We start from the raw sequence: 24,848 nt of genomic DNA, 5'->3' as shown, positions 1-24,848 counted from the left end.
TGGCCGCCGTGAGCCGTTCCCTGCGCTGGAAACTGCTGTTGCCGCTGCTGCTTGGCAGTGCGCTGATCCTGGCGGGGCTCAACTTCGTGTGGACCCCGCGCTACCTGGAGGACCAGCGCGCCGAGTATCTGGAGGAGGTCAATCAACACCTGGACAGTGTCATCGAGGGGCTGATCCCGCTGATGCTGGCCAACCAGCTCGACATCATCACCGAGAATCTGGGGGAGCTGCAGAAGAAGAACCCTGACTGGCACGAGATCCGCCTGAGCGATGCAGGTGGTCGGCAGATCTACCCGCCGATGGTCGGTGCGCCGCCGGCGACCGCCGCCCATCCGGCCATGCAGGTGATGGACAAGGATATCGCTTACCTGGGTGTGCCGGCCGGCCACCTGCGGGTGCAGATCGACCTGAGCCGCTGGCTGGCCAAGCGCCACGTCCAGCATGGCCAGTTGAGCCTGATGCTGGCCGGCTGCGTGGCCCTGCTGGGTCTGACGTGGAGTGTGATGGTGGAGGGCATCGTGCTGCGCCCGCTGCTGCGCCTGTCCAGGGCGGCCAAGGCACTGGCCCAGCGCCGTGTCGATGTGGCCTTGCCGCCGGCGGGGCGCGACGAAGTGGGCGATCTGGTGACCAGCTTCGCCGCGATGCGCGAGGAGCTGCAGGCCTATCACGAGGAACTGCTCGGCGAGATCGGCGAGCGGGAGAAGGTCGAGCAGGCCCTGCGCGAGCACCGCCAGCACCTGGAGGAGCAGGTCGTCGAACGGACCGCCGAACTGGTCGCCGCCAAGGAGACGGCCGAATCGGCAAGCCGTGCGAAGAGCGTCTTCCTGGCTACGATGAGCCATGAGATCCGGACTCCGATGAACGCCATCGTCGGCCTCACCCACCTGTTGCAGCGCCATGTGCAGGAGCCGCGTCAGCTGCAGCAGCTGGCGACCATCGCCGACTCCGCCCAGAACCTGCTCGGCATCCTCAACGACATCCTCGATTTCTCAAAGATCGAGGCCGGTAAGATCGAGCTGGAATCAACGGACTTCGAGCTCGAGTCGATCTTTGAGAACACCGCCGCGCTGATCGGGGCCCGTGCGGCGGAAAAGGGCGTCGAGGTGGTCTGCCAGGTGGACCCGGCAATCCCGCGGGTGCTGCGCGGTGATGCGCTGCGGGTGGCGCAGATCCTGCTGAATTTCGCCAACAATGCGGTCAAGTTCACCGAGCACGGCAGCATCGCGCTGCGGGCCCGCCTGCAGTCGCAGAGCGGTGAGTTGCTCGGCCTGCGTCTGGAAGTCCAGGACAGTGGCGTCGGTGTGCCGGCGGAGTTGCGCCCACGCCTGTTCCAGGCCTTCGAGCAGGCCAGCAGCGGCACGACCCGCCGCTACGGCGGCAGCGGCCTGGGGCTGGCCATCGTCAAGCGCCTGGCCGTGCTGATGGGCGGCGAGGTCGGCGTGGACAGCACGCCGGGCGAAGGCAGTACCTTCTGGTGCGTGATCCACCTGCAGCCGGGGGATGGCAAGGGCATCGTGAGGCTGGTGCACTTTGCCGGCGAACGCGTGCTGGTGGTGGACGATCTGCCCGATGCCCGCGAGATGCTGCAGGTGCTGCTCGAAAGCCTGGGCCTGCAGGTCGATACGGCGGCCTCGGGGCCCGAGGCGCTGGAGCTGATTGCCGCTGCCGACAGCGCTGGCGTGCCCTACCGCGTGATCCTGCTCGACTGGCGCATGCCTGGCATGGATGGCTACGAGGTGGCCGCGCGGATCCGCAGCCTGCCGTTGGGCGCGCCGCTGTTGATCCTGATGATCACTGCCTACGGTGCCGAACTGCCGCCCGATGAGGCCTCCGCGGTGCATTTCGACGGGGTGCTCGCCAAGCCCGTGCAGCGCCTGCAGCTGACCGAGGCCCTGGCGCGGGTCCTGACACCCAATGCTGGTGGGCAGGAGAGCGTGAAAACTTCGGCTGGCGCGGGCTTCGATGCCGCCAAGGCTGGGGCGCGCATTCTGCTTGTCGAAGACAACGTGGTGAACCAGCAGGTGGCGCGGGACCTGTTGCAAGAGGTCGGACTGCAGGTGGAGGTGGCCGACAACGGTGCGCTGGCAGTCGAGCGCATGGCCAGCGGCGCCCATTTCGATCTGATCCTGATGGACATCCAGATGCCGGTGATGGACGGGCTGGAAGCGACCCGGCGCATTCGCCAGCTGGAGACCGGACGCAGCCTGCCGATCCTGGCGATGACTGCCAATGCTTTCACGGAGGACCGGGAACAATGCCTCGCCGCTGGCATGAACGGCCATGTGCCGAAGCCCGTCGAACCGGACCGGCTATATAGGATCCTGTCCGAGTGGCTACCGCTTGCCGCGCTGGCCCCGTCTGAACCGCCTCCTGGCGTCGCAATGCCAGCCGGCGAGAAGGCCGACGAGGCGGATTTTGGCAAGCTGGAAGCCCGCTACCAGGCCAAACCGGCCTTCGTCGCCAAGCTGCTTGGTACCGTGCAGCAGGAATTGCCAGGCGATGCAGCGCGGCTGCGTCAGTGTGCAGAGGCGCGGGATTTTGTCGCGCTGGCCAAGGCCGCCCACGGCTTGAAAGGCATGGCAGGCAGCGTCCTGCTGGACCCGCTCGTCAAGCAGGCCAGGGAGGCCGAGCTGGCGGCCCGCGATGGCCAACCGCAGGCCGTGGAGCTGGCGCTTGTGTTGGCCGGGCGTCTGGAGCACCTGGCGGCCGAGATCGGCGTGTATTTGACACAGCGCAACGCCGAGTCCGCCCCGTTGGAGGGCTGATGGGGGCGGAGCCGGGCGTATACTGAACGCAAACCGGAAAACTGATTGTGTCCGCGCCTCGCGAGAATCGGTGATGCCCTACAAGCGCCATATCCTGATCGCCGATGACCAGCCTGCCATCCTGCTGGTGCTCGAAGAAATGCTCGAGGAGCGCTTCGAGGTGCATGCCTTTGCCGACGGCCGCGGCCTGCTCGACTACGTCAGGGACGGAGGCCGCGCCGACCTGGTGCTGACCGACGTGATGATGCCGGAGGTGGATGGCTTTGAGGTATGTCGCCAGTTGAAGGCCGACGCGGCGACCCGCGATATCCCGATCTTGTTCCTGTCCAGTCTCGAAAGCGATACCGATGAGGCTTATGGGCTGTCCCTCGGCGCCGAAGACTTCATCCACAAGCCCTTCTCTCCGCCGGTGGTGCTGGCGCGGGTACGCAACCACCTGGCCCTGGCGGATGCGAGCCGGCAACTGCTGCGGCGCAACGAGGAACTGGAGGAACTGGTCGCTGAACGTACCCGTGAGGTGGTACGCCGCGGCCAGCAACTGATCGATGCCCAGGACGCGATCATCACCGCGCTGTGCACACTGGCCGAGGTGCGCGACAACGAGACCGGCAACCACATCCTGCGTACTCAGGCCTACGTTGGCGTGCTGGCGCGGGCGCTGCAAGGCCATCCAGACTTTGCGCCCCTCCTCGACGACGAGGCGATTGCGTTGATCACCAAGTCGGCTGCGCTGCACGATGTGGGCAAAGTGGCGATTCCTGACGCGGTGCTGCTCAAGCCCGGGCGCCTGGATGCCGAGGAGCGCCTGATCATGCAGAGCCACTGCGCCTACGGGCGGGACGCCATCGCCAAGGCGATTACCGGTGCCACGGCCGATAACCGTTCCTACCTCGACTACGCGCTGGAGATCGCCTACAGCCACCACGAGCGTTGGGATGGCGCGGGCTATCCGCAGGGCCTCAAGGGGGCGGTGATCCCGCTATCGGCGCGCCTGATGGCCATTGCCGATGTCTATGACGCATTGATTTCACGGCGCGTCTACAAGCCGGCCTTCCCGCATCCCAAAGTCGTTGCGATCATTGCCGGGGAACGTGGCAGGCAGTTCGATCCGGACATGGTGGACGCCTTCCTGCGGGTCGCTGATCAGTTCGAGCAGATTGCCTTGAGTCACAAGGATGCGGGATTCAGTCGTTGAAAGTTTTCGGCAGAATGCTTGCAAAGCGGCGTTTAGCGGCTATAATGCGCGCCCTTCCCCAGTGCAAAGCCATCAGCGCCAAGCACAGGCAATCATTGCCGGGTATGCGTCCTTAGCTCAGTTGGTTAGAGCGCCACGTTGACATCGTGGAGGTCGGCGGTTCGACTCCGTCAGGACGCACCAATAATTTCCCGCCGCTTCCCCCCGCCAGCGCTCCCCGTTACAGTCCGGTTCCGTCTCCGCCGCGGCCCTGCCGACGATCCGCCATGACCCGTACTTCGACTCCGCCGAGCCCGCCTTCCGCGCCCCAGTTCGTGCCCGTCGGCATCGTGCCCACCGCTGAACAGCGCGGGATCCAGACCTGCCGCGCGCGTTACGTGATCGCCATGGCCAACGCTGGCGCGGCCAAGACCACCACGTTGGCGCTGCGCATCGCCGAGTCGATCACCCGCGGCGTGTGGCCGGAGAGCATCCTGGCGCTGACGTTTTCGGCCGAAGCGGCGCGGGTGCTGCAGGCGCGCCTGGTGGACATCGGCATGGACGAACGTACCGCGCGGCGCGTCAAATGCCTGAGCTTTGATGCGTTCGCCCGTCAGGTGCTGCTGCAGGCCGAAGGGGCGGAGGCGCCGCGGCTCGATACACCGGAAGCCCTGGCACCCCAGGTGCGCATCGCGGCCGCGCGTTTGCAGGCCGACAACGCCGCCCGGCGCCATCCGCGGGAGCTGTGGCTGCCCGAACACAACGAGCCGATCTTCGAGTTCCTCGAACTGTCGCGTCGCCTCAAGGCACGCCTGGTGCCGCCCGGCGGCGACGACGAGGAGAGCGCCGAGGACTGCGCCGAACGTTTCGATGTCCCCCTTGCCGCCTTCCTGCTGCATGGCGCGCTGGAAGCACTGCGCTCGGGCCTTGAGGATGTGCCGCGCTGGCGCGCCGAGTTCGACGCGACCTACGACCTGGCCCGCCGCCTGAGCGACGTGGATCGCCCGATCGATCTGCCGGCCTACCGTATCGTGGTGGTAGACGAACTGCAGGACATGAACCCGGCCAGCTACGCGGTGCTGGAAGCGCTGCTGATGCGCGGCAAGGCCTTCTTCACCGGGGCCGGCGACTTCGACCAAGTGATCCACCGCTGGGCCGGCGCCGGCACCGATTTCCTGCACACCCGCTTCGGCCAGGGCTGGCCCGGCGTGGTGCGCCTGCCGCTGACCTGCAGCTACCGCTACGGCCCGCCGCTGGCGGCGGCCACCGCGGCATTGAAGAACAAGGTTGTGGACTCCGGCCGCGAGCACGAGACGGTGCTGCGCGTGCAGCCCTGCGCCGACCACCGGGCTGTCGCCGCGCAGGTGGCGGCGGATCTGGCCGACTGGAAGCGGCGCGGCGGCCGGCCGGCCGCCTGCGCGGTGATCCTGCGCGCGCCTTACCAGTCCATCCCCATCGAGAACGCCTTGCTGGAGGCCGGCATCGGCTGGCGCATGGAGGGCCTGGCGAGCTATCTGCTGCGCTCCGAGGTGCTGATGCTGCGTGGCGTGATCGCCTTCGCGCTGCAGGACTACGAGTCCATCCCCGGCGTCGACAAGCGCCTGCAGGTGCTGCAGGCCTTGCTGCAATGGCAGCAGTTCGAATGGGGCGCCGAGCGCCGCGACGACGACGCACTGAAGACCGCCGCGGCCCAGCCCGCGCTGTTCGAGGATTTCCTCAACGGCACGCTGCTCAAGCCCCAGACCCGCGCCGACAAGCGCGCCGCCGGCCAGTCCGATGAGGCGCAGCTGCAGGAGGAATTCCGCTTCCTCGACAAGCTGAAGGCCCTGCGCCAGGGCGGCCAGCACCACGAGGCCAACGCGCTGCAGCACTTGCGCGAGGTGGAGGCGGCGAGTGTCGATGAAAGCCCGGCCCAGCGCAGCGCTCGCGAGCGCCTCGCCCATACCCTGGCCGCCCTGCGCGCCGCACCGCCGGATGCGCCGGCCGCGGCGCTCCTCGAACAGGCGGTGACGCTGCTCGACCTGAAAGGCGTGGCGCGGCGGCTGTTCCTGGCGCCGGCCACGGCGGCGCTGGTGGCCCGTTCCATCGACGGCTTCATCGACGTGGCGCGCCGCCAGAACCTGCCGCTGCGCGACTTTGCCCGCTGGCTGCACAAGGCAGAGACCAAGGCCGAGCGTCTGCGCAAGTCCGACACCGTGCTGCTGTGCTCCGTCGAGGCGGCCAAGGGCCAGGAGTTCGAGGCCGTGCTGCTGCCCTTCCTGGAAGAAGGCGCCTTTCCGCTGGCCGGCAGCGATGCCGGGGAGGAGAGCAACCGCTTCTATGTGGCGGCGACCCGCGCCCGCGACGAACTGCACCTCTACGTGCCGGAGGCGGCCGAGCGGGTCAGCCGCTACGTGAAGGCGATGCGCATCGACAAGGCCGTGCTGCGCGGCCGCCACCAGCTGGCCAGCGGCCAATGGAGCTGAAGGACACGGACCTGGCGCCGCCGCCGGGCGTCGTCATTGTGCATGCCGACGACGCCTTGATCGTCGCCGACAAGCCGTCCGGCCTGCTGACCATACCGGCCCGCGGCGAGGACCGGCAGGACTGCCTGGTGGCCCGTGTGCAGGCGCAATTCGCCGACGCGTTGCCGGTGCACCGCCTCGACATGGCGACGTCGGGCCTGATCCTGCTGGCCCGCGGCGCCGAGATGCAGCGGCGCCTGAACCTGGCCTTCGAGCAGCGCATCGTCGGCAAACGCTACGAAGCGCTGGTGCATGGACACCTCGGGCCGGACGCCGGCGAGATCGACCTGCCGCTGGCCGCCGACCCAGAGCGCAATCCGCAGCAGATCGTCGATCGGCAGCACGGCCGCCGCGCGTTGACCCGCTACCGGGTCGTCGAACGCCGCGGCGCCGGGGCCGACGCCGTCACCCGCGTGGAGCTGAAACCCGTCACCGGGCGTACCCACCAGCTGCGTGTGCATCTGCAGTCCCTCGGCCATCCCATCCTCGGCGACCCGCTCTACGCGCCGCCGGACAGCGCCGCGCGTCACCGCCGCCTGCACCTGCACGCCGCCGCCATCACGCTGATCCACCCGCAGCGGCGCGTGCCGCTGGGTTTCGAGAGCGCGGTGCCGTTTTGAACCCATCGTCCGCCGATGGGTCCGACACATGCTGTTTCAAAAGTTCACTTGAAGCAGGGAGGGGGGGCTAGCACTCTCGCCAGTCTGGCGCGGGGTAGTTTTTCCGCGCATTGGCGAGCGGGCCCTGACCCCGGCGCAGTCGAAGGTAAGAAGTTCAAGAACATGCTGTTTCAAGCCCTGAAGGACATTCGCTGGACGTCGCTGGCCTGCTTGTGCGTGCTCGGCGGATGTACGGCGGTGGGGCCCAATTACAAGTCTCCGGAGCTGTCGTCGGCGGATGTGCCGAACAAATGGACGTCCCGCTCGGACGTGCCTGCGCCGGCTTCCGTGAAGGGCGCCGGCGTGAAGGACATGCCGGTCAACTGGTGGGCGGAGTTGTCCGACCCGGTGCTCGACCACATGGTCGACAAGGCCTTTGCGAGCAGCCCGACGCTGGAAGCGGCGATGGCCAAGCTCAACCAGTCCCGCTCGCTGACCGGGCAGGCCAATGCGGCGGCAGGGCCGACAGTGGGTGGCTCCAGCGGCGTGCAGGCCTCCGGCGCGTCGAACAGCAGGAGTTTCACCCAGTCCTGGCTGTCGATGAATTCCTCCTGGGAAATCGACCTGTTCGGCGCGGTGCGCCGCGGCCGGGAGGGGGCACTGGCGCGTGAAGCTGCACAGGCGGCGACGCTGGCCGATGCACGGGTCAGCCTCGCCGCGGACGTGGCGGACGCCTACCTGAGCTACCGGGCCTGCCAGTCCTATGCGGCGCTCAGCGAGCAGGACGTGACCTCGCGGGAGGCCACCGCGCGGCTGACCGAGGCCAGCGTGAAGGAGGGCTTCACCGCGCCCTACCAAGCCATCCGCAGCACTGCCTCGGTGGCCGAGGCGCGCACCCAGCTGGCGGCCACGCGGGCCCAGTGCGAGCGCCTGGAGAACCAGCTGACGCGCCTGACCGGTATCCCCCGGCCGGAGCTGATGCTGGCGATGGCTGACAAGCCGACCGGGCTGGAACGCCTGCCGGTGCCCAAGCATTTCGATATTTCGATTCCCCGCGATGCGTTGATGCAGCGGCCGGACATCCGCTCCGCCGAGCGCAGCCTGGCGGCGGCGTCGGCGGACATCGGGCTGGCTGAGGCGGATCGTTACCCGCGCTTGACCCTCAACGGGGACTTCGGCTTCACGACGAACAAGAGCGGTGGCTCCGGCAGCGTGTCTTTCGGGTCCTGGTCCTTCGGGCCCTCGGTGAGTCTGCCGATCTTCGATGGCGGGCGGCGCAAGGCGGCGGTGGAACTGGCCAAATCCCGCTACGACGAGGCGCTGGCCGACTACAAGGCGCGGATCCGCCTAGCCATCCAGGAGATGGAAGATGGCCTTACCCGGTATGCGGCGGCCCATGAAAGGGCAGAAAATGCACGCATATCCGGTAGCGAGTACCAGCGCTTTTTCGAATCCGTCGAAGTCCGCTTCCGTGAAGGGGCCAGCAATCTGCTGGAGCTGGAGGATGCCCGGCGCTCCATGCTCAATGCCCAGCAAACCTATCTGAGCGTCCAGCAGGAACGCCTGCAGGCGTGGATTGCGCTGAACCGGGCGACCGGTGGCGGGGCGCACTATGCGTCGGCGGCCGAACCGGCCCAACGCACCGTGGCGGTCGACGCGCCGGCTCCGAATTGAGGTTCCAATCTTGTCTTTTGCAAATCAATCCTTCCTGAAGAAATGCACCGTCTCGGCGCTGGCCCTGGCCACGCCGCTGGCCTTGCTGCTCGGTTCGGCGTCGTTCTCGAGCGCCGAGCAGGCTGCGGCGTCCCAGTCCGCAAGCAGCGCCCCGCCGGCCAAGGCGCCTGCCGCCCCGGCCGTGGTTGCGGCACCGCCTCCGCCGCCCCCACCGCGCGTGGTGTCCTGGCTGCATCCCAAATCCGCCGTGTGGCCCGACCTGATCCGCGCCAGCGGCAATGTGATGCCGTGGCAGGAGACGCGCGTCGGCGCCGAAGTGGGCGGGTTGCGCCTGTCCAGCGTGCTGGTGAATGTCGGTGATCAGGTCAAGAAGGGGCAGGTGCTGGCGCGCCTGGATACGGCCACGGTGGAAACCGACATCGATGCCGCCAAGGCCCAGGTGGCCGAGGCCGAGGCGACACTGGCCCAGGCGGTCGCCACGCTGGAGCGCGGTAAGCGCCTGGCGCCGTCGGGGGGCGTCAGCCAGCAGGAGCTGACGCTCTACGAAACCCAGAAGCACACCGCCGACGCCCGTGTGAACGCCGCGCGGGCGCAGGAAAGGCGCCAGCAGCTGCGCATGCAGTACGCGACGCTGGTGGCGCCGGACGACGGCCTGATCTCGGCCAGCTTCGCCGCCGAAGGCACCATCGTGCAGGCCGGCAGCGAGCTGTTCCGCATGATTCGCCAAGGGCGCCTGGAGTGGCGCGCCGAAGTGAAGGGCGAACTGCTCGGCAAGCTGGCGCGCGGGCAGGATGTGACCGTCGACAGCCCCCTCGGGCCCGACGTGAAGGGCCACATCCGCCTGGTGTCGCCGACCATCGACCTGACGAGCCGCAACGGCCTGGTCTATGTGGATCTGCCTGCGGATACCGATCTCAAGGCCGGGCTGAACGTCTCCGGCAGCATCCTGCTGGGCCGCCACAAGGTACTCGCCGTGCCGGTCGCTGCGGTGCAGCGCCAGAAGGGCAGCGCGCGGGTGTTGATCGTCGATGCGGACAACAAGATCCAGGCGGTCGAAGTCGGTGTCGGCCGGACCAAGGATGACTGGATCGAGATCACGTCCGGGCTCGATGAGCGCAGCCGCGTCGTGACCAAACCCCAGGGTGAGCTCCACGTCGGCGACGTGGTCAAGCCGGTGTCCGATGATCAGGCTTAGAATCACGCCTTCGCAACCAATCTTCCGGCGTTCGCCCGCGTTCCGTACGGGAATGGACGTCACATTCGTGGCCCGGGGCCTGTTCCAGGCAGGTCCGGCGGCCCGCACCTAACGTTTGCACGAGAAGTCCATGCTTTATCGTTACATTCTTCCGGGCCTGGCGCTGGCCGTCTCCCTTGGCGCCCAGGCTGCTCCGCATGAAACCGCGCATCACGCTGCTCCCGCAGCCAAGAGCGCTTCGGCCAGCAAGACCGCCAAGGCGGCACCGAAGAAGGCGGCGGTGAAGCCCGTGCCCCACAGGGAGCACAAGGAAAAGGCCTCGCCGCCGGTCGCCAGGAAGAGTACGCCGGCGCCGGCCCCGGTGATTCCGCCGGAAGTCGTTCGGCGGATGACCGAGCTGGAAAACGCCAATCGGCAACTGGAGAGCCGGGTCGAGGAACTGGGCCGTCAGATGGGGGGCCTCAGCCAGGCCCATGCCGAACTGAAACGTGCCCATGCGGCACCGGCGACCCCGGCCATGCAGCCGGCCTCGCCGGTGCCGATCATCGGCTCGCTGGTGGCCAGTGTGTTCGGTGGTTTGTTCGGCTTTTTCGGTGCGCGCCTGGGGCGCGGCATGAAGCTCTCGGCCCGACCCAAGCCTGAGGACAAGAAGCCCGTGCAGTCCAAGGCCCAGGCGGCTGCGCGCATGGAATCGACGGGCGAGCGCATCGAGCCGGTGCTGATGTAAGCCGTCTCCCGGGTTCTCGCGGCCCGGGTTGCGCAGATCCCGGAAGCGGCGTGTCTGAAGAGGCCGCTTCTGGAGGCGCGTCCTTACCCGGTGTGGGTGGAGTCGCTGTGCTTGCGTTCCTGCAGGTACGGGCTGCAGGCAGCGTCCGACACCAGCAGGTGATGGGTCGTCCAGTCTTCCATGACGCCCAACAGTCCGCTGCGGTCGAGATTCCCGGCCATGGCCTTCATCAGCAGGTCGAGGATCCGCTCGCTGAAGGCGGCATGCTCCTTCTGGTGCGCTTCGAGCGTCGGGCAGCCATTCCTGCGCAGCAGGGCTTCCTCGGTATGAAAATGCCTGGCTGCCAGCGTGGCCAGGTTATTGAGCAGGGTGTGAAACTCGCTCGAGTTGCCGCCCCGGCTCTCGTCGAAGTGGCTCATGGCTTCGCGGGCGAGGGTCAGTATGTCCTGGTGCTGCTGGTCGATGACCTTGTTTCCGGTGATCAATCCCGGTCTGACGATCTCCATTTGCTTGTCCCCTCTTTTGTTTTGGTGTGCCTCATTCTTTCACGTGAGGATACAGGGATACAAATCCACGGGGCAGATGGGTTTGTATCGAAAATGGACAGTTTTGGGGGGGAGTGCCGTCCGAGTGCTCAGCCGCCGTCGGCGGCGGTGTCATTTCACCAATCCTTGGCGGCGACGATGGCCTGGCACTTCGGGCAGCCTTCCCAGGGTGGGCAGTCGCAGTCGAGCTCGAAGTAGCGCACCCCGACCTTCGCCGCCGCCGCCGCGGGTTTGCTGCGGGCGGCGGGCTTGGCGGTCGGTGCGGCAGCGGCTTCGCCAGCGGCGGGGAGCCAGCGGGCGAAGGCCGCCAGGTCCTCGACGTCCTTCACGTACCAGATCTTGTTGGCCGGGTCCCAGCGTGCGCCAAGGCGCTTGGCTTCGTCCTTCTCGGCGAAGGGCACCTTCAGGTTGGTTCTCATTGCACGTCCTGTATTGGCGATGGGCTGCGCAGTCTGACAGGACTTGGACGGATCGTCTCGATTTCTGCCCCGACGCTGGACAGCAAAAAGGCCAACCCTTGCGGATTGGCCTTCTGACCCAGGCGGGCGACAGTTAATTCACGCGGGTCATCTTCAGGGCGGCGATATCAGGGACTTGGCGCTTGGCTGCCACAAACAGCTGGCCATCGGGACGTGGGGCGAGGACTCCCTCGATGAAAGCCTTGGGGTTCTTGCAGGGGGCCGGCCCGAAGGTGATCCCGAGGTAATAGACGTTGCGGTCCACCCAGGGGGCCTGGACGCCTCCTTCGACCGTGCACCCCGGCTCGGTGCTGCGGACGCTGCCGTTCGCGTCGACGACGATCCGCTCCCCAGAGCCGAGGTCGTAGCTGCCCGCGACCTGACTCAAGGCGGAGGGCGAGAAGTAACTCGTGACCGGCGTGAGCGTCCTGGGCAACTGGGTGAGTCCATCGAGTCTTGCGATGCTGATCGATGGGGTCGGGGTGTCGGAAATGGTCGCCACCAGGCTTGACGCCGTTACGCTGGATCCGACGACCCGATTGAGCGTTGCCGTCAGACTCGTCCCTTGTCGTGCCAAGGGCCCTGTGTACAGTGCCGGCGTGGCCGCAGCGGTGTCGATGGCCCAGACGACGTCCACCGCTGAAACAAAGAGCTGCAGCGTTTCCGAAACCCAGATTCCCTCTGGCTGTGGGCCCCCGGGCGGGCCGTCGAACACGAACTGCCGCACGCATTGATTGGCAACGCAGTTCAGGGGGGTGAAATCTAACCTCTCGAAGCAGATGCCACTGAGATTGCTCGGCGGAGCAATGGCGGCAGCTTGGGCGGAGAGCTTGTTGTAAGCGTCGGCAGCGGCACTGGCCGCAGCTGCGGTCGGCGAGGCCAGGGAGTAGTCGTAGCGCTGAATGAAGGAACAGGGGGCAGTCCGGGAGTCTAGAGCCAGGGTGCTGCATTGCGACGACGCCGTGCACGGGGTGGTGCTCACGAGGGATTCCACCTCCGCCTGCTTTTGGGCTGCTTGGCTCAGCAAAGCCGTGTATTCGGTCAGTGGCGGCGTCTCCGGAGCAGGCGTCGATGGTGCAGGTGTCTCCGGAGCAGGCGTCGATGGTGCAGATGTCTCCGGGGTCGGTGTCGATGGTGCCGAAGCCGCCTGTTGCGCGGGGTCGCTACCACCGCATGCCGAAAGCACGGCGGTCGTCATCAGGGCCAGAAACATCGAGCGGTACAATTTTTCATCTCCCGGAATTGAAGCAGGGGTCTGCGTGCGGATACCGAAAAACTCAACGGCATATGTATAGTGAATTAGATATCACATTCCCTGCACCGGCAAGTTTGGCGGTGTGAAATATCTCCGAAGCCGAAGAGGCATGCCAGCTCCTCACTGCGTTCCGGCACGAAGGCGGCGAGTGTGGTGACGTGTGGGCAGCAGGCGTTGAGCGAGACGGCCCTGAAGCGCGCCTTGTGGCGACAGGCCGCATCGCTGCAATAGCGGGAACGCAGGGCTGAGAGATCGAGTTCCTTGAAAGGCTGAAACTCGCATGTGCCGATATCTGGCCAATGGGAACACGTTCAGGGCTGACACGACGCGGCTGTCAGTCGTCCTGTGCCGGTCACGGCTTGATCCGACCCGATCCACTCGTGACCGGACAACAAAAAGGCCAACCTCTTCAGGTTGGCCTTTGTGCTTGCAGATCAACGATCCGCCGGAATTCGATGTGGAGCGGGCGATGGGAATCGAACCCACGGCTCTAGCTTGGGAAGCTAGGGTATTACCATTATACGACGCCCGCTCGAAGGACCGTGATTGTACTTATGGTGAGGGCAGAGGGCAACCGGCGAGGCGTGGTAAACTGCGTTCATGTCTTCCCAAGTCTCTTCTACCCCCCTGGTTCTGACCGTCAACGGCGAAGCGCGAAGCTTTGCGGCGCCCCTCAGCGTGGCGGCCCTGCTCGACAGCATGGGCCTGACCGGCAAGCGCCTGGCGGTGGAGTGCAACGGCGAGATCGTGCCGAAAGGCCGGCATGCCGAGGCCCAGCTGGCCGATGGCGATCGGCTCGAGATCGTCGTCGCCGTCGGCGGCGGCTGAGCGGCTTCCGTACCGCCGTACCGTATCCCCGGTCCGCGTACTTTCCCCGCTTCCTACGTTCAACTCATTTTTCAGGTTGGCTTTCCCCATGGATGATTTGCTGACGATTGCTGGCAAGAGCTATTCCTCCCGGCTGCTGGTGGGAACCGGCAAGTACAAGGATTTCACCGAGACCCGCGAGGCCATCGTGGCCAGCGGCGCGCAGATCGTCACCGTGGCGATCCGCCGCACCAACATCGGCCAGGACCAGAAGGCGCCGAGCCTGCTGGATGCGCTGCCGCCGTCCGAATTCACCTATCTGCCCAACACGGCCGGCTGTTACACCGCCGAGGACGCGGTGCGCACGCTGCGCCTGGCCCGCGAGCTGCTGGACGACCATAAGTTGGTCAAGCTGGAAGTGCTCGGCGATTCGCACACCCTGTTCCCCAACATGCCCGAAACTCTGAAGGCCGCTGAGGTGCTGGTGAAGGAGGGTTTCGAGGTGATGGTTTATTGTGCCGACGATCCGATCCAGGCCAAGATGCTCGAAGACATCGGCTGTGTGGCGGTGATGCCGCTGGCCTCGTTGATCGGCTCCGGCATGGGCATCCTCAACCCGTGGAACGTGCAGCTGGTGCGTGACGCGGTGAAGGTGCCGGTGCTGGTGGATGCCGGTGTCGGGACCGCGTCCGACGCGGCCATCGCGATGGAGCTGGGCTGCGACGGGGTGCTGATGAACACCGCGATCGCGCTGGCCAAGGACCCGGTGAAGATGGCCGGCGCCATGAAGAAGGGCGTCGAGGCTGGCCGCGAGGCCTTCCTGGCCGGACGCATGACCAAGAAGTACTACACTGCCAGCCCGAGTTCGCCGACCAGCGGCCTGATCGGCAGCTGAGCCGCTTTTCGATCGACCCGCGGCGCGCTGAGGCGCGCCGTTTTGCATTCCGGAATCCGCCATGAGCGAAGAACAGCAAACGTCCCACTCCGACGAATCCACCGATCAGCCGTCCACGCCGGGCGGCCGTCTCACGTCCCAGTCCATCCGCAGCTTCGTGCTCCGCCAGGGACGCATGTCGGAGGCCCAGCACCGTTTCCTCGACGAGATGATGCCCAAGGTCGGCCTGCCGTACCGGCCGGAGCCGGTGGATCTCGACGCGGTCTTCGGGCGCAAGGCGCCGCACATCGTCGAGATCGGCTTCGGCATGGGCCAGGCCACGGCGCAGATCGCCCAGGTGCGTCCGGGCGACGACTTCGTCGGCATCGAGGTGCATGCGCCCGGCGTCGGCGGTCTGTGCAAGCTGATCGACGAGGGTGGCCTTACCAACCTGCGCATCGTCCAGCACGATGCGGTGGAAGTGCTGCGCGACATGATCCCGGAAGGCTCGCTGGCCGGCGTGCATATCTACTTCCCGGATCCGTGGCCCAAGAAGCGCCACCACAAGCGCCGCCTGGTGCAGGGGCCCTTCGTCAAGCTGATCGCCTCGCGGCTGGCACCCGGCGGCTACCTGCACTGCGCCACCGACTGGGAGGAATACGCCCACCAGATGCTGGAGGTGCTGTCCGCCGAGCCGTTGCTCGCCAACACTGCCGATGGCTTCGCGCCGAAGCCCGACTACCGGCCGCTGACCAAGTTCGAGAACCGCGGCCTCAAGCTCGGTCACGGCGTCTGGGACGTGGTCTTCAAGCGGGTCTAACATGGCCCTCAAGCGACTGCCCGCCGGCGCCTGGTTGATGGGGATCCCCGGCCTGCTGTGCCTACTCGCCGGCGGCCTGCTGCTGGCCGGCTTCGGCACCGATCTGCATCCCTTGCTACAGGAGTCGGGAGCTGGGCTGGTGCTGCTGGTGTCCGGCGTGGCGCTGGTCGGCAGCGCCGCCTTTCCGCTGGTGCTGGCGGAGCTGGCGGCGAAGGACGAAGCTCCCTAGGAAATATCGGGCCGTCCCCGGTTTCCTTGCCCTCTGCGAAGGGCGGAGCGAAGCCCGGCCCTGAGGACTCTCAGTAGATCTTCGGCTCGCCGGGTGGGCGGGTCTTGAAGCGGCGGTGCACCCAGTAGTACTGGGCGGGCATTGTGCGGACCAGGTCTTCGATGCAGGCGTTCATGCGGCGGGTGTCGGCTTCCACGTCGCTGCCCGGGAAGTCCGTCCACGGTTCGCCCAGTTCCACCACGTAGCCCTGGCCGCCGGGCAGCATGCGCGTCACGCAGGGCACCACCACCGCGCCGCCGAGCCGGGCCAGGCGTGGTAGGGCCGACAGTGTGGCGGCCTGCACGCCGAAGAAGGGCACGAAGACCGAGTCTTCGGGGCCGTTGTCCATGTCCGGCAGGTAGTAAAAGGGCCGGATCTCCTTCATCGCCTTGATCGACGCCCGCACGCTCTCGTCGCGGCGCAGCAGCACCTGGCTGCCGAAGCGGCTGCGGCCGTGGTAGAGCCAGCGGTCGATGACGGGGTCCTTCTGGCGAGCATAGATGCTGACGCTGTCGAAGGATGCTGCGATGCGCGTGCCGCCCAGGTCGAGGCCGAGGAAGTGCGGTGTCAGCAATATCACCGGCTGGCGGGCTTCGATCAGCTTGGCGAGCGTCTCTTCTCCTCGAATCCGGACGATACGGCGGACCCGCTCTTCCGACGCGAACCATGCGATACCGCGCTCGATCAGGCTGCGCCCGGCCAGCGCGAAGTGTTCCTTGGCCAGCGCGCGGCGCTCGGCTTCGGACTGATCGGGAAAGCACAGACGCAGGTTGGTCAGCACCACCTTGCGGCGCGGTGCGATGATCCAGTACAGCAGCAGGCCGAGGCCGCGGCCGATGGGGGCCTGCATGGACAGGGGCAGCCAGTGGAGCAGCCACAGCAGGGCGACGACGATACGGCTCATTGTTGGTTTTCTCGGGAGGCGGGAGGTGTGGGAGATGAGGTAGGCGCGGCGCCGCGGGGGCGTTTGTAACGGTTGTAGCCCCACAGGTACTGGGACGGATTCTCGCGGATCAGGGCTTCCATCTCGCGGTTGATGGCGGCGGCGCGGGTTTCGGTGTCGCCAGTCAGTGCTTCGAGGGCCGGCCGCAGGCGCAGGTGGAAGCCGCTGCCGCCGGGCAGGCGTTCGGCCCATGCGAAGATCGTGCTGACGCCCGACACCTCGGACAGGCGCGCGGCCAGTGTCATCGTGTAGGCCGGGCGGCCGAAGAAGGGCAGCCAGGCGCCTTCACCGGCGCCTGGTACCTGGTCCGGCAGCATGCCGACCGCCTCGCCGGCGCGCAGGGCCTTGATCAGACGCCGCACGCCGCCGACGTCGGCGGGCGCCAGACGCATGTTGCCGCGACTGCGCCCTGTGTTGATGACCGGCTGCAGCACTGCCTTGCGCGGTGCCCGGTACAGCACGGTGATCGGCTTGTGGGTAGAGAAATACTGAGCTGTGATCTCGAAGCAACCCAGGTGTGGCGTGATGAACAGGATGCCGCCGCCGCTGGCCTCGGCGGCTTCCACGTGTTCCCAGCCGCTGACGCGGACGACCTTGGTGACGATCTCGGCCTGTGGGCGCAGCAGCAGCCATGGCAGTTCGAGCGCCTGCTTGCCGGTCTCGCCCACAGTTCGCCGCCAAGTCCGTGCCGCTTCATCCTGGCCCAGGGCCTGGGCCAGATTGTCGCGCAGGCGCCGCCGGTAGGTGGGCGAGCCCGCGTAGGTCAGCCAGCCCGCGAAGGCGCCGAGACGTTGCAGGAGTCCGAGGGGGAGGCGGGCCAGAAGGGAAAAAATGAGTGATGCCATTGGGGGCTGCGTGATGGCCGAATTGACGGGCCGGAAGGCAAAGCTATAATTGTGATTCCGCCGAGTTAATCCGACAACTTGCAGGGCGGTGGCGGTTCGCAGGTCAGCTGTGGATGTGCCGGCAAAAATACTGCTAAAGCGTCGCCGCTCCGAGAATCCCCCGAGACGGCAACGCCGTCAGTCAAGGGGATTTTTGTTTTTCAGGAGCGCCTCCATGGCCAGAGAATACCTTTTTACTTCGGAATCCGTCTCCGAAGGCCATCCCGACAAGGTCGCCGACCAGATTTCCGATGCGGTGCTCGACGCGATCCTCGCGCAAGACCCGCACGGTCGTGTCGCCTGCGAAACCCTGGTGTCCACCGGTCTGGTGGTGATTTCCGGCGAAATCACGACGCGCGCGGACATCAACTACATGGACATCGCCCGTAACACCGTCAAGCGCATCGGTTACGACGATTCCGAGATCGGCTTCGACTACAAGAGCTGCGCGGTACTCACCGCCATCAACCGTCAGTCCTCCGATATCGCCCAGGGCGTGAACGAAGGCGAAGGCCTCGATCTGGATCAGGGCGCCGGCGATCAGGGCCTGATGTTCGGTTACGCGACCAACGAGACGCCGAGCCTGATGCCCTTCCCGATCTACTACGCCCACCGCATCATGCAGCGTCAGGCGGAAGTGCGTAAGGATGGCCGTTTGCCGTGGCTGCGTCCGGACGCCAAGAGCCAGCTGACCGTCAAATACGTGGACGGCAAACCGGTGGCGATCGACACGGTGGTGGTGTCCACCCAGCATCATCCGGATATTTCCCATGCTGCCCTTACCGAGGCGGTCATCGAGGAGGTCATCAAGCCGGTGCTGCCGAAGGAGTTCCTGAGCGGCAACACCCGCTACCTGATCAACCCCACCGGCCGCTTTGTCATCGGCGGCCCGAACGGCGACTGCGGCCTGACCGGTCGCAAGATCATCGTCGATACGTACGGCGGCGCGGCCCACCACGGTGGCGGTGCGTTCTCCGGCAAGGACCCGTCCAAGGTGGATCGTTCCGGCGCCTATGCGGGCCGCTACGTGGCAAAGAATGTGGTTGCCGCCGGCCTGGCCGACCGTTGCGAAGTGCAGGTCGCCTACGCGATCGGTGTCGCCAAGCCGGTGAGCCTGATGGTGGAAACCTTCGGTACCGGCAAGATCGCCGACGAGAAGATCGTCGAGCTGATCCAGGCCCACTTCGACCTGCGTCCGAAGGGCATCATCGCGGCGCTCGACCTGCTGCGTCCGATCTACTCGCGTACTGCGGCCTACGGTCACTTCGGCCGTGACGAGGCCGACTTCACTTGGGAAAACACCGACAAGGCTGCCGTGCTGCGCGCCGCTGCCGGTCTGTAATTCCTGTCTGTCGGTTGGTAAAAGGGGCGCTCCGTGGAGCGCCCCTTTTGTTTGCTCAGGACAGGATCACTTGTTGCTGCGCAGCGGGCTGTACTCCACCGGGACCCAGCCGAAGGCTTTCCCGTCGGCGCGGATGTGGCCGAGGCCGGGGAAGGGCAGGTGCATGCCGGCGACGGTCATCTTTTCCTTGGCAGCCCACGAGAACAGTTTCTTGCGGGTCGCGACGGCCTGCTTCTTGTCGCTGTCGAACTCGATAGCGACGTCCGGGCGGGCGAATTGGACCGCGTAGCTGTGTACCGAGTCGCCGAGGATCAGCAGGCGCTGGCCCTTCGATTCGACCAGGTAGGCGCTGTGGCCCGGCGTGTGGCCGACCGCCGCCACCGGCTTGATGCCCGGCGCGAGCTCTGCGTCGCCGCTGAAGGGTTTCCACTTGCCGGCGGCCTGGTAGGGCGCGGCGGCCTTGCGGGCGATCGCGAACATTCCCTGTCTGTCCTTCGGGGCCTTGGTGGCGTTGTCCTCGGACAACCAGAAATCACTTTCCGTCTGATTCACGCGGATTTCGGCGTTGGGGAAGAGGGGCTTGCCGTCGGCGTCCAGGAGGCCGGCGACGTGATCGGGGTGCAGATGGGTCAGCAGCACCAGATCCACCTGTTCCGGCTTGTAGCCGGCGGCGCGGATGTGCTCGGCGACGTAGCCGAGGGTCGGGCCGAAGACCTTGGCGGTGCCGGTATCGACGAGGATCAGCTTGCTGCCGGCGTTGATCAGGTAGGTATTGACGGCGGTCTGCACCTTCTCGCCAGCGATGAACAGGCGCGCCAGTAGCTGCTGGACCTCGGCCTGGCTGGCGTTGGTCAACAGCTTGGCGTCCAGGTCCACGTAGCCGTCGTAGAGGGCGGTGAGCTCGTAGTCGCCGACGTTCAGGCGGTAGTAGCCCGGCACCTGGGTCTTCACGGCCGGCGCTTCGGCAAAGGTCGGGGCGACGGGGAGCAGGCTGGCACTGACGGCGAAGGCAAGGGCACTGAGACTGCGGCGGATCATGGATGCATCTCCGGAGGACTGAAAAGTACAACAGGATAATCCGGATCACGTGTCCGTGGTATGGACGGCCAACCACACGCTGTCCGGGCCGGTGGCGGCGACGCGGTGGCGGCAGCCGGCGGGGATCACCAGCCAGTCGCCCGCTGTGAGCACCTTGCGGCGGCCGTCGTCGAATTCCAGCTCGGCGTTGCCCTGGACGAGCATCACCCATTCGTCTCCAGCCTGGTCGTACCAGAAGCCGGGCGGGCTGGCGTGGCGGTGGGAAACGATGCGTTCGATGCGCGTGCCGCCAGCTTCGAAGAGGGTCTCGAAGGCTTCGTCGGGGCCGGGGACGGGGAGGTTCTGCAGCAGATTGCGGAGAGGCATACCGGCGGGTCCAGGGGGAGGAGTGGCCAGTATGCCTCAGCGCCGGGGGCGGCCGCGCTGGCGGCCGGTACGGCTGGAATAAAGAGGCGACGCCGGGAAAATCTCTGTCAGGGTTTTGGGGGTCTTGTGTGCCCCGGCGCGCCGTTCAAGCGGTGGGATGGCCGGTTGGCCGACCATCTCGAATGATTTCAATGCTACGCCGCCCGCCACGATGCAGCCAATTGAATGTAGGCATGAATTGAATAGTACCTGCCTATTGCTTCACATTGCTTTGCATTCGAATTGATTGTGCGGACTAGGCGGGGGCGGGGTACGCGCTTAAGCTAGCACTGATATTAGAACAATCCAGAACGACGGCAGCAGCTTGCCGGATGAGTGCGGGAGGGCCGGCGCCATGGGCAGGCTGGGCCATTGGGGATCACCACTTCGCTCCTTGCGGACACGCATTGCGGCAGGGGTTCTGCTGGGCCTGCTGCTGGCTCTGTGGGGTGCCACGCTGCTGGTGGGCTATGTGCTGCGCCAGGAAATGCAAGCCACGCTGGCCGCCCAGCAATTTTCGGTGGTGACGCTGCTGGCGGACGAGATCGACCGTTCGGTATCGGAGCGCATGCGGGCGCTACAGGCTGTCGCAGACGACTTCGATGCCGCCAAGCTGGCATCTCCGGCAGCGCTGGAGAGGGAGTTGCGCGACCAGCACGTGTTGCTGACCCTGTTCAACTGGGGCGTGCTGGTTACCGATCGGCAGGGCACCACGCTGGTCAGCCTGCCCGATGAACTCGGCCGAGGCGGCGTCAATTACATGGATGTGCCGGCGGTCCGCCGGACGCTGGAGAGTGGCGAGGCGCAGATCGGGCCCGCGCTGATCGGCAAGACGACGCTCCAGCCGGTGGTGCCGATGATCGTGCCGATCCGTGATCCGGGCGGTGCAGTGCTAGGGGTGGTGATTGGCCTGATCAATCTGGCCAACGCCAATTTCCTCGATGAGATCAGCGCCAACCGTTTCGGCCGCCATGGGGGCTACCTGATCACCGATCCGGTCCAGCGCCTGTTCATTGCCGCCACCGACAAGAGCCGCGTGATGACGCCAGGGCCACCGCCGGGCGTCAATCCGGTTTATGACCACTACCTTGCGGGTAATGACGGCTCGGGCCTCGCGCGCAGTTCCCGCGGCGTGGTCGAGTTGTCGTCGAGCCGCCGCGTGAAATCCACCGGCTGGCTGATGCAGTCGGTACTGCCGGGGGAGGAGGCTTTCGCGCCGCTGTATGCGATGCAGTGGCGCCTTCTGGGTTTGGCTGCGGCGCTCACGGTGCTGGCCAGTGTGCTCGTCTGGTGGTGGCTGCGTCGCCAGCTGCGACCCCTTGGCGAAGCGGCTGAACAGCTCGGCCGCATGCGCGACGGTTTGATCCCCCGTCAGGCCCTGCCGGTACGGCGGGACGACGAGATCGGTGCGCTGACAGGGGCCTTCAACGGCCTGTTGACGACGATCCTGGAAGGCGAGGCGCGGGCTGCCGAGCATGCCCTCAACCAGCGCCTGCGCAGCATCGTGTCGCAGATCCCCGGCCTGGTCTTCCAGTACCGCCTGGATGGCGACGGGCATCACAGCGTGCCGTTCGCCAGCGACGCGCTGCGCGAGCTGTTCGGCCTCGAGCCGGATTGTCTGCTGGCGTCAGCCGATGCCCTGCACGCGCGGGTGCTGCCTGAGGATCTGCCGGCGCTGCTCGCTGCCGTCAGCGAATCCGCCCGGGAGCTGAGCCGCTTGCACCGGGAGTTCCGCATCGCCCACCCGGCACGCGGGGTGCGCTGGATGCGTTTCGATGCGCTGCCCGAGGCGGCGGACAGCGGTGGCGTGACCTGGCAGGGCTTCGCCACCGACATCACCGAGGCCAAGGAAACCGAACTCAAGCTGCGCATCGCGGCGGCGACCTTCGAAGGTCAGGAGGGGATCTTCATCACCGATGCGGAAGGCCGCATCGTCCAGGTGAATCAGGCGTTCACCGCGATGACCGGTTACTCGGCGCGGGAGGCGATCGGCCAGACGCCTGCCATGCTGCGCTCCGGCCGTCATGGGCAGGAGTTCTACCGGCGCCTCTATGCGGGGCTCGAGCGCGATGGCTTCTGGCAGGGCGAGATCTGGAACCGCCGCAAGAACGGAGAGGTGTTCGTCGAATGGGTGACAATCTCGGCGGTGCGCGACGATGCGGGCCAGGTCACCCATTACGTGGCGGCGTTTTCCGACATCACCGAGCACAAGAAGGCCGAGGAGCAGGTCCATCAGCTGGCTTTCTATGATCCGCTGACCCAGCTGCCGAACCGCCGCCTGTTCCACGACCGGCTTGAACAGGCGCTGGTGGCCAGTGCCCGCAGCCGTCATGGTGGGGCATTGCTGTTCCTCGACCTGGATGGTTTCAAAGGCCTCAACGACACCCACGGCCATGTGATGGGTGATGCCTTGCTGGTAGAGGTGGCCCATCGCCTGGTGGACAGCCTGCGTGAGTCGGACACCGTGGCCCGCCTGGGGGGCGATGAGTTTGTGGTGATCCTCGAAAACCTCGACGAGGAGGAGCGCGACGCCGAGTCCCATGCCGGGCGGGTGGCCGAAAAACTGCGCGAGGAACTGGCCAGGCCTTACCACCTCAGTGTGCCGGGCGGTAGCGACAGTGTGATTCACCAATGCACGGCCAGTGTCGGCGTGTGCATGTTCCTCGGTCACGAGGAGAGTCGGGACGAGCTGATCAAGCGGGCCGACATCGCGATGTACCGGGCCAAGGCCGCCGGCCGCAATGCGGTGCGTTTCTTCGATCCGCGGCGCCTGCCGGTGCCGCTGAAGCTGGGGTGCTGAAGGTGTGAGGGGGGTCGGGCGGACGCCCGACCCTGAGAGCCTTACGGTACGAGCTTGTCGATGACCAGCTTGAGGCCCTTGGCGCCGGGTTTGACCGGCGTGAGCTCGCCGGCCAGGTCGCCGGATTTCGGGATCGCGTCGCCGGACTTGGAGATGCGTGCCTCGATGCGCAGCTCGGCGGCGGACGACAGTTTCATCTCCGGGCTCATCGCCATGCTGTCGTCGAGGGTGAACTCCTTCGGCAGCTCGGCAGCCTTGAGGCGCAGCACGGCCAGCGGCATGCGCGGGCCGTTTGCGTGGCGGGCAAAGATGAACAGGGTGTCGTCCGGGCCGGCCTTGTCCTTCAGAGCCGGGGCCAGGCTGACCCGGCCACTGACCGAGGTGGCACCGGCGGCGGCCTTCTGGGTTGTTTCCCGCGCGGCCGGTTTGGCGCCCGCGCCGTCGCCCATCAGCTGGCGGACCTTCTCGATGCCGGCGGACAGGTTACGGGCGTCTTCGGAGTCCGGCGGCACCTGGGCCAGCACCTTCTCCCAGTAGCGGGCTGCATCCGCGTAGTTCTTGCGGAAGTAGGCGTCGGTGCCGGCCAGCACCAGGGCCTGCGGGTTGTCCGGCTGGTCGGCCAGCACGCGCTTGAGGAGCTCCAGGCCCTTGCCTTCCACCTTGCCTTCGTTCTGCGCGGCGGACAGCTCGGCCATTTCCAGCATCAGCTCCGGTTCTGTCTCCATCACCGGGCCGGCCTTCTCGAAGGCGTGGGCGGCTTCGTCGAGACGGCCCATGACCTTGTAGCTGCGGCCGAGCATGACCCAGCCCTTGGGATTGTCCGGTTCCTTCTCGAGTTTGGCAGCCAGGGTGGCGACCATCTTCTCGACTTCAGCCTGGGTCGGCGCGGCGCCGCTGTCCGCCTGCAATGCGGCCGGGTTGAGGGCGGCCGGCGTGCCGAGCACCAGGTAGAGGAGGACGGCCGTGGCGGGCAGCGCCAGGCCGAGGGCGATGGCGGTGCGCGGCAGGCGGCGTGGCTCCGCGACGGCTTCGGCGCCGTCGTCGGCCAAGTCTTCGAGAATGCGCCGTTCCAGTTCGTCGCGGGCGGTGGCGTGGTCGGCGGCGGATAGCGCCCCGCTGGCCAGATCGCGTTCCAGTTCGGCCATCTGGTCGCGGTATATGGCGGTATTGAGGGCTTTGCGGGACGCGTGGTTGGCTTGGCGCTGGCGCAGTAGCGGGCGGCTGATCAGAGCGAGGACAAGGGCGGTGAGCAGCCCGGCGGCAATCCAGAAGGCGGTCATGCCTGGTCTTTCGGTTGGGTAGATTTCGGGTCGCCGGCGAGCAGGGCTTCGGCGGCGGCGCGGTCGGCGGCGGACAGCGTCGGCGGGGTGATCTGGCCGGCGCGGCGGCGCAGGTAGGCGATCAGGCCGATGATGGCGCCGGCGAGGATCACGAAGGGGCCGAACCACAGCAGCCAGGTGGTCGGCTTGACCGGCGGGCGGTAGAGCACGAAGTCGCCGTAGCGGCTGACGAGGTAGTCGCGGATCTCCGCGTCGCTCTTGCCCTCGCGGATCAGGCTGCGCACTTCCCGGCGCAGATCCTCGGCCAGTTCGGCGCGGGAGGCCGCCAGGCTTTCGTTCTGGCACACCAGGCAGCGCAGCTCTTCGGAGATGCTGATCATGCGCGCCTCGACCGCCGGATCGGCGGCCAGCGGGGCGGCTTCGCCAGCATGGGCGACGGGCGCCAGGCCGAGCAGGGCGGCGGTGGCCAGGATGGCTAGACGCTGCTTCAT

General features: G+C 66.6%; 22 protein-coding genes and 2 tRNA genes. 14 read left to right on the top strand and 10 right to left on the bottom strand.

Features of this window, described 5'->3' with window-relative positions:
* The first annotated feature begins 8 nt into the window (after positions 1-8).
* The 8 genes from AC1PQG_RS22420 to AC1PQG_RS22385 all read left to right on the top strand — a co-directional run bounded on the left by AC1PQG_RS22420 (position 9) and on the right by AC1PQG_RS22385 (position 10,638).
* Positions 9-2,765, top strand: coding sequence for a response regulator (locus tag AC1PQG_RS22420; protein WP_481119950.1), 2,757 nt, complete (start codon positions 9-11; stop codon positions 2,763-2,765).
* A gap of 73 nt (positions 2,766-2,838) precedes the next feature.
* Entirely contained in the window at positions 2,839-3,960 is a 1,122-nt protein-coding gene (locus AC1PQG_RS22415; RefSeq protein WP_481119949.1) for an HD domain-containing phosphohydrolase, read from the top strand.
* Positions 3,961-4,066: 106 nt separating this feature from the next.
* Positions 4,067-4,143: transfer RNA gene (locus AC1PQG_RS22410), tRNA-Val, on the top strand.
* An 83-nt stretch (positions 4,144-4,226) separates the two neighbouring features.
* Positions 4,227-6,404: a UvrD-helicase domain-containing protein gene (locus AC1PQG_RS22405; protein WP_481119948.1), complete on the top strand. Its 2,178-nt coding sequence runs from the start codon at positions 4,227-4,229 to the stop codon at positions 6,402-6,404.
* Positions 6,395-7,063 carry an RluA family pseudouridine synthase gene (locus AC1PQG_RS22400; protein WP_481119947.1) on the top strand — a complete coding sequence of 223 codons (669 nt, stop codon included), beginning with the start codon at positions 6,395-6,397 and terminating at the stop codon, positions 7,061-7,063. The genes AC1PQG_RS22405 and AC1PQG_RS22400 overlap by 10 nt, the downstream gene beginning before the upstream one ends.
* A gap of 162 nt (positions 7,064-7,225) precedes the next feature.
* Positions 7,226-8,716 carry an efflux transporter outer membrane subunit gene (locus AC1PQG_RS22395; protein WP_481119946.1) on the top strand — a complete coding sequence of 497 codons (1,491 nt, stop codon included), beginning with the start codon at positions 7,226-7,228 and terminating at the stop codon, positions 8,714-8,716.
* Between the two features lie 10 nt (positions 8,717-8,726).
* Positions 8,727-9,911: an efflux RND transporter periplasmic adaptor subunit gene (locus AC1PQG_RS22390; RefSeq protein ID WP_481119945.1), complete on the top strand. Its 1,185-nt coding sequence runs from the start codon at positions 8,727-8,729 to the stop codon at positions 9,909-9,911.
* Positions 9,912-10,041: 130 nt separating this feature from the next.
* Positions 10,042-10,638 (top strand): hypothetical protein, encoded by a 597-nt coding sequence (locus tag AC1PQG_RS22385; protein ID WP_481119944.1) that lies wholly within the window; start codon positions 10,042-10,044, stop codon positions 10,636-10,638.
* 83 nt (positions 10,639-10,721) lie between these two features.
* Here the strand turns inward: AC1PQG_RS22385 and AC1PQG_RS22380 are convergent, their stop codons facing one another.
* The 4 genes from AC1PQG_RS22380 to AC1PQG_RS22365 all read right to left on the bottom strand — a co-directional run bounded on the left by AC1PQG_RS22380 (position 10,722) and on the right by AC1PQG_RS22365 (position 13,428).
* Positions 10,722-11,144: a bacteriohemerythrin gene (locus AC1PQG_RS22380; protein WP_481119943.1), complete on the bottom strand. Its 423-nt coding sequence runs from the start codon at positions 11,142-11,144 to the stop codon at positions 10,722-10,724.
* A 155-nt stretch (positions 11,145-11,299) separates the two neighbouring features.
* A complete protein-coding gene (locus AC1PQG_RS22375; protein ID WP_481119942.1) occupies positions 11,300-11,602 on the bottom strand; it encodes a DUF5710 domain-containing protein in 303 nt (100 codons plus the stop codon).
* 133 nt (positions 11,603-11,735) lie between these two features.
* Positions 11,736-12,866, bottom strand: coding sequence for a hypothetical protein (locus AC1PQG_RS22370; protein WP_481119941.1), 1,131 nt, complete (start codon positions 12,864-12,866; stop codon positions 11,736-11,738).
* A 488-nt stretch (positions 12,867-13,354) separates the two neighbouring features.
* Positions 13,355-13,428, bottom strand: a tRNA-Gly gene (locus AC1PQG_RS22365).
* Positions 13,429-13,496: 68 nt separating this feature from the next.
* Here AC1PQG_RS22365 and thiS point away from each other — a divergent pair.
* The 4 genes from thiS (at position 13,497) to AC1PQG_RS22345 (ending at position 15,626) form a co-directional block, all read left to right on the top strand.
* Positions 13,497-13,724: a sulfur carrier protein ThiS gene (thiS, locus tag AC1PQG_RS22360; RefSeq protein WP_481119940.1), complete on the top strand. Its 228-nt coding sequence runs from the start codon at positions 13,497-13,499 to the stop codon at positions 13,722-13,724.
* Positions 13,725-13,812: 88 nt separating this feature from the next.
* Positions 13,813-14,598: a thiazole synthase gene (locus tag AC1PQG_RS22355; RefSeq protein ID WP_481119939.1), complete on the top strand. Its 786-nt coding sequence runs from the start codon at positions 13,813-13,815 to the stop codon at positions 14,596-14,598.
* Positions 14,599-14,659: 61 nt separating this feature from the next.
* On the top strand, positions 14,660-15,397 hold the full coding sequence (gene trmB, locus AC1PQG_RS22350; protein ID WP_481119938.1) for a tRNA (guanosine(46)-N7)-methyltransferase TrmB: 738 nt from the start codon (positions 14,660-14,662) through the stop codon (positions 15,395-15,397).
* 1 nt (position 15,398) lies between these two features.
* A complete protein-coding gene (locus AC1PQG_RS22345) occupies positions 15,399-15,626 on the top strand; it encodes a hypothetical protein (RefSeq protein WP_481119937.1) in 228 nt (75 codons plus the stop codon).
* A gap of 70 nt (positions 15,627-15,696) precedes the next feature.
* Here the strand turns inward: AC1PQG_RS22345 and AC1PQG_RS22340 are convergent, their stop codons facing one another.
* Both AC1PQG_RS22340 and AC1PQG_RS22335 read right to left on the bottom strand, forming a co-directional pair.
* A complete protein-coding gene (locus tag AC1PQG_RS22340) occupies positions 15,697-16,569 on the bottom strand; it encodes an LpxL/LpxP family acyltransferase (protein ID WP_481119936.1) in 873 nt (290 codons plus the stop codon).
* Positions 16,566-17,453, bottom strand: a complete 888-nt coding sequence (locus AC1PQG_RS22335; protein ID WP_481119934.1) for a lysophospholipid acyltransferase family protein — start codon at positions 17,451-17,453, stop codon at positions 16,566-16,568. Before AC1PQG_RS22335 ends, AC1PQG_RS22340 begins: the two co-directional genes overlap by 4 nt.
* 214 nt (positions 17,454-17,667) lie before the next feature.
* Between AC1PQG_RS22335 and metK the strand changes: the two genes are divergently transcribed.
* Positions 17,668-18,834 (top strand): methionine adenosyltransferase, encoded by a 1,167-nt coding sequence (gene metK, locus AC1PQG_RS22330; protein ID WP_481119932.1) that lies wholly within the window; start codon positions 17,668-17,670, stop codon positions 18,832-18,834.
* A 66-nt stretch (positions 18,835-18,900) separates the two neighbouring features.
* On the opposite strand, the gene AC1PQG_RS22325 is transcribed toward metK, so the two are convergent.
* Complete coding sequence (locus AC1PQG_RS22325) at positions 18,901-19,872, bottom strand: MBL fold metallo-hydrolase (RefSeq protein ID WP_481119931.1); 972 nt, start codon at positions 19,870-19,872, stop codon at positions 18,901-18,903.
* A 45-nt stretch (positions 19,873-19,917) separates the two neighbouring features.
* Positions 19,918-20,238 carry a cupin domain-containing protein gene (locus tag AC1PQG_RS22320; RefSeq protein WP_481119930.1) on the bottom strand — a complete coding sequence of 107 codons (321 nt, stop codon included), beginning with the start codon at positions 20,236-20,238 and terminating at the stop codon, positions 19,918-19,920.
* Between the two features lie 433 nt (positions 20,239-20,671).
* Here AC1PQG_RS22320 and AC1PQG_RS22315 point away from each other — a divergent pair, with 433 nt between their 5' ends.
* Positions 20,672-23,077, top strand: a complete 2,406-nt coding sequence (locus AC1PQG_RS22315) for a sensor domain-containing diguanylate cyclase (protein ID WP_481119929.1) — start codon at positions 20,672-20,674, stop codon at positions 23,075-23,077.
* Positions 23,078-23,118: 41 nt separating this feature from the next.
* Here the strand turns inward: AC1PQG_RS22315 and ccmI are convergent, their stop codons facing one another.
* Positions 23,119-24,357, bottom strand: a complete 1,239-nt coding sequence (gene ccmI / locus AC1PQG_RS22310) for a c-type cytochrome biogenesis protein CcmI (RefSeq protein ID WP_481119928.1) — start codon at positions 24,355-24,357, stop codon at positions 23,119-23,121.
* A complete protein-coding gene (locus AC1PQG_RS22305) occupies positions 24,354-24,848 on the bottom strand; it encodes a cytochrome c-type biogenesis protein (protein WP_481119927.1) in 495 nt (164 codons plus the stop codon). The genes ccmI and AC1PQG_RS22305 overlap by 4 nt, the downstream gene beginning before the upstream one ends.

It is taken from the genome of Zoogloea sp. GDB6, assembly GCF_056724105.1.
This window is presented reverse-complemented; position numbering and strand designations above follow the sequence as displayed.

Excerpts from the sequence above, each read along its gene's own strand:
- AC1PQG_RS22415 (WP_481119949.1), top strand. The coding sequence starts at position 2,839 with ATGCCCTACAAGCGCCATATCCTGATCGCCGATGACCAGCCTGCCATC.
- AC1PQG_RS22405 (WP_481119948.1), top strand. The coding sequence starts at position 4,227 with ATGACCCGTACTTCGACTCCGCCGAGCCCGCCTTCCGCGCCCCAGTTC.
- AC1PQG_RS22400 (WP_481119947.1), top strand. The coding sequence starts at position 6,395 with ATGGAGCTGAAGGACACGGACCTGGCGCCGCCGCCGGGCGTCGTCATT.
- AC1PQG_RS22395 (WP_481119946.1), top strand. The coding sequence starts at position 7,226 with ATGCTGTTTCAAGCCCTGAAGGACATTCGCTGGACGTCGCTGGCCTGC.
- AC1PQG_RS22385 (WP_481119944.1), top strand. The coding sequence starts at position 10,042 with ATGCTTTATCGTTACATTCTTCCGGGCCTGGCGCTGGCCGTCTCCCTT.
- AC1PQG_RS22380 (WP_481119943.1), bottom strand. The coding sequence starts at position 11,144 with ATGGAGATCGTCAGACCGGGATTGATCACCGGAAACAAGGTCATCGAC.
- AC1PQG_RS22375 (WP_481119942.1), bottom strand. The coding sequence starts at position 11,602 with ATGAGAACCAACCTGAAGGTGCCCTTCGCCGAGAAGGACGAAGCCAAG.
- thiS (WP_481119940.1), top strand. The coding sequence starts at position 13,497 with ATGTCTTCCCAAGTCTCTTCTACCCCCCTGGTTCTGACCGTCAACGGC.
- AC1PQG_RS22355 (WP_481119939.1), top strand. The coding sequence starts at position 13,813 with ATGGATGATTTGCTGACGATTGCTGGCAAGAGCTATTCCTCCCGGCTG.
- trmB (WP_481119938.1), top strand. The coding sequence starts at position 14,660 with ATGAGCGAAGAACAGCAAACGTCCCACTCCGACGAATCCACCGATCAG.
- AC1PQG_RS22345 (WP_481119937.1), top strand. The coding sequence starts at position 15,399 with ATGGCCCTCAAGCGACTGCCCGCCGGCGCCTGGTTGATGGGGATCCCC.
- AC1PQG_RS22340 (WP_481119936.1), bottom strand. The coding sequence starts at position 16,569 with ATGAGCCGTATCGTCGTCGCCCTGCTGTGGCTGCTCCACTGGCTGCCC.
- AC1PQG_RS22335 (WP_481119934.1), bottom strand. The coding sequence starts at position 17,453 with ATGGCATCACTCATTTTTTCCCTTCTGGCCCGCCTCCCCCTCGGACTC.
- metK (WP_481119932.1), top strand. The coding sequence starts at position 17,668 with ATGGCCAGAGAATACCTTTTTACTTCGGAATCCGTCTCCGAAGGCCAT.
- AC1PQG_RS22325 (WP_481119931.1), bottom strand. The coding sequence starts at position 19,872 with ATGATCCGCCGCAGTCTCAGTGCCCTTGCCTTCGCCGTCAGTGCCAGC.
- AC1PQG_RS22320 (WP_481119930.1), bottom strand. The coding sequence starts at position 20,238 with ATGCCTCTCCGCAATCTGCTGCAGAACCTCCCCGTCCCCGGCCCCGAC.
- ccmI (WP_481119928.1), bottom strand. The coding sequence starts at position 24,357 with ATGACCGCCTTCTGGATTGCCGCCGGGCTGCTCACCGCCCTTGTCCTC.
- AC1PQG_RS22305 (WP_481119927.1), bottom strand. The coding sequence starts at position 24,848 with ATGAAGCAGCGTCTAGCCATCCTGGCCACCGCCGCCCTGCTCGGCCTG.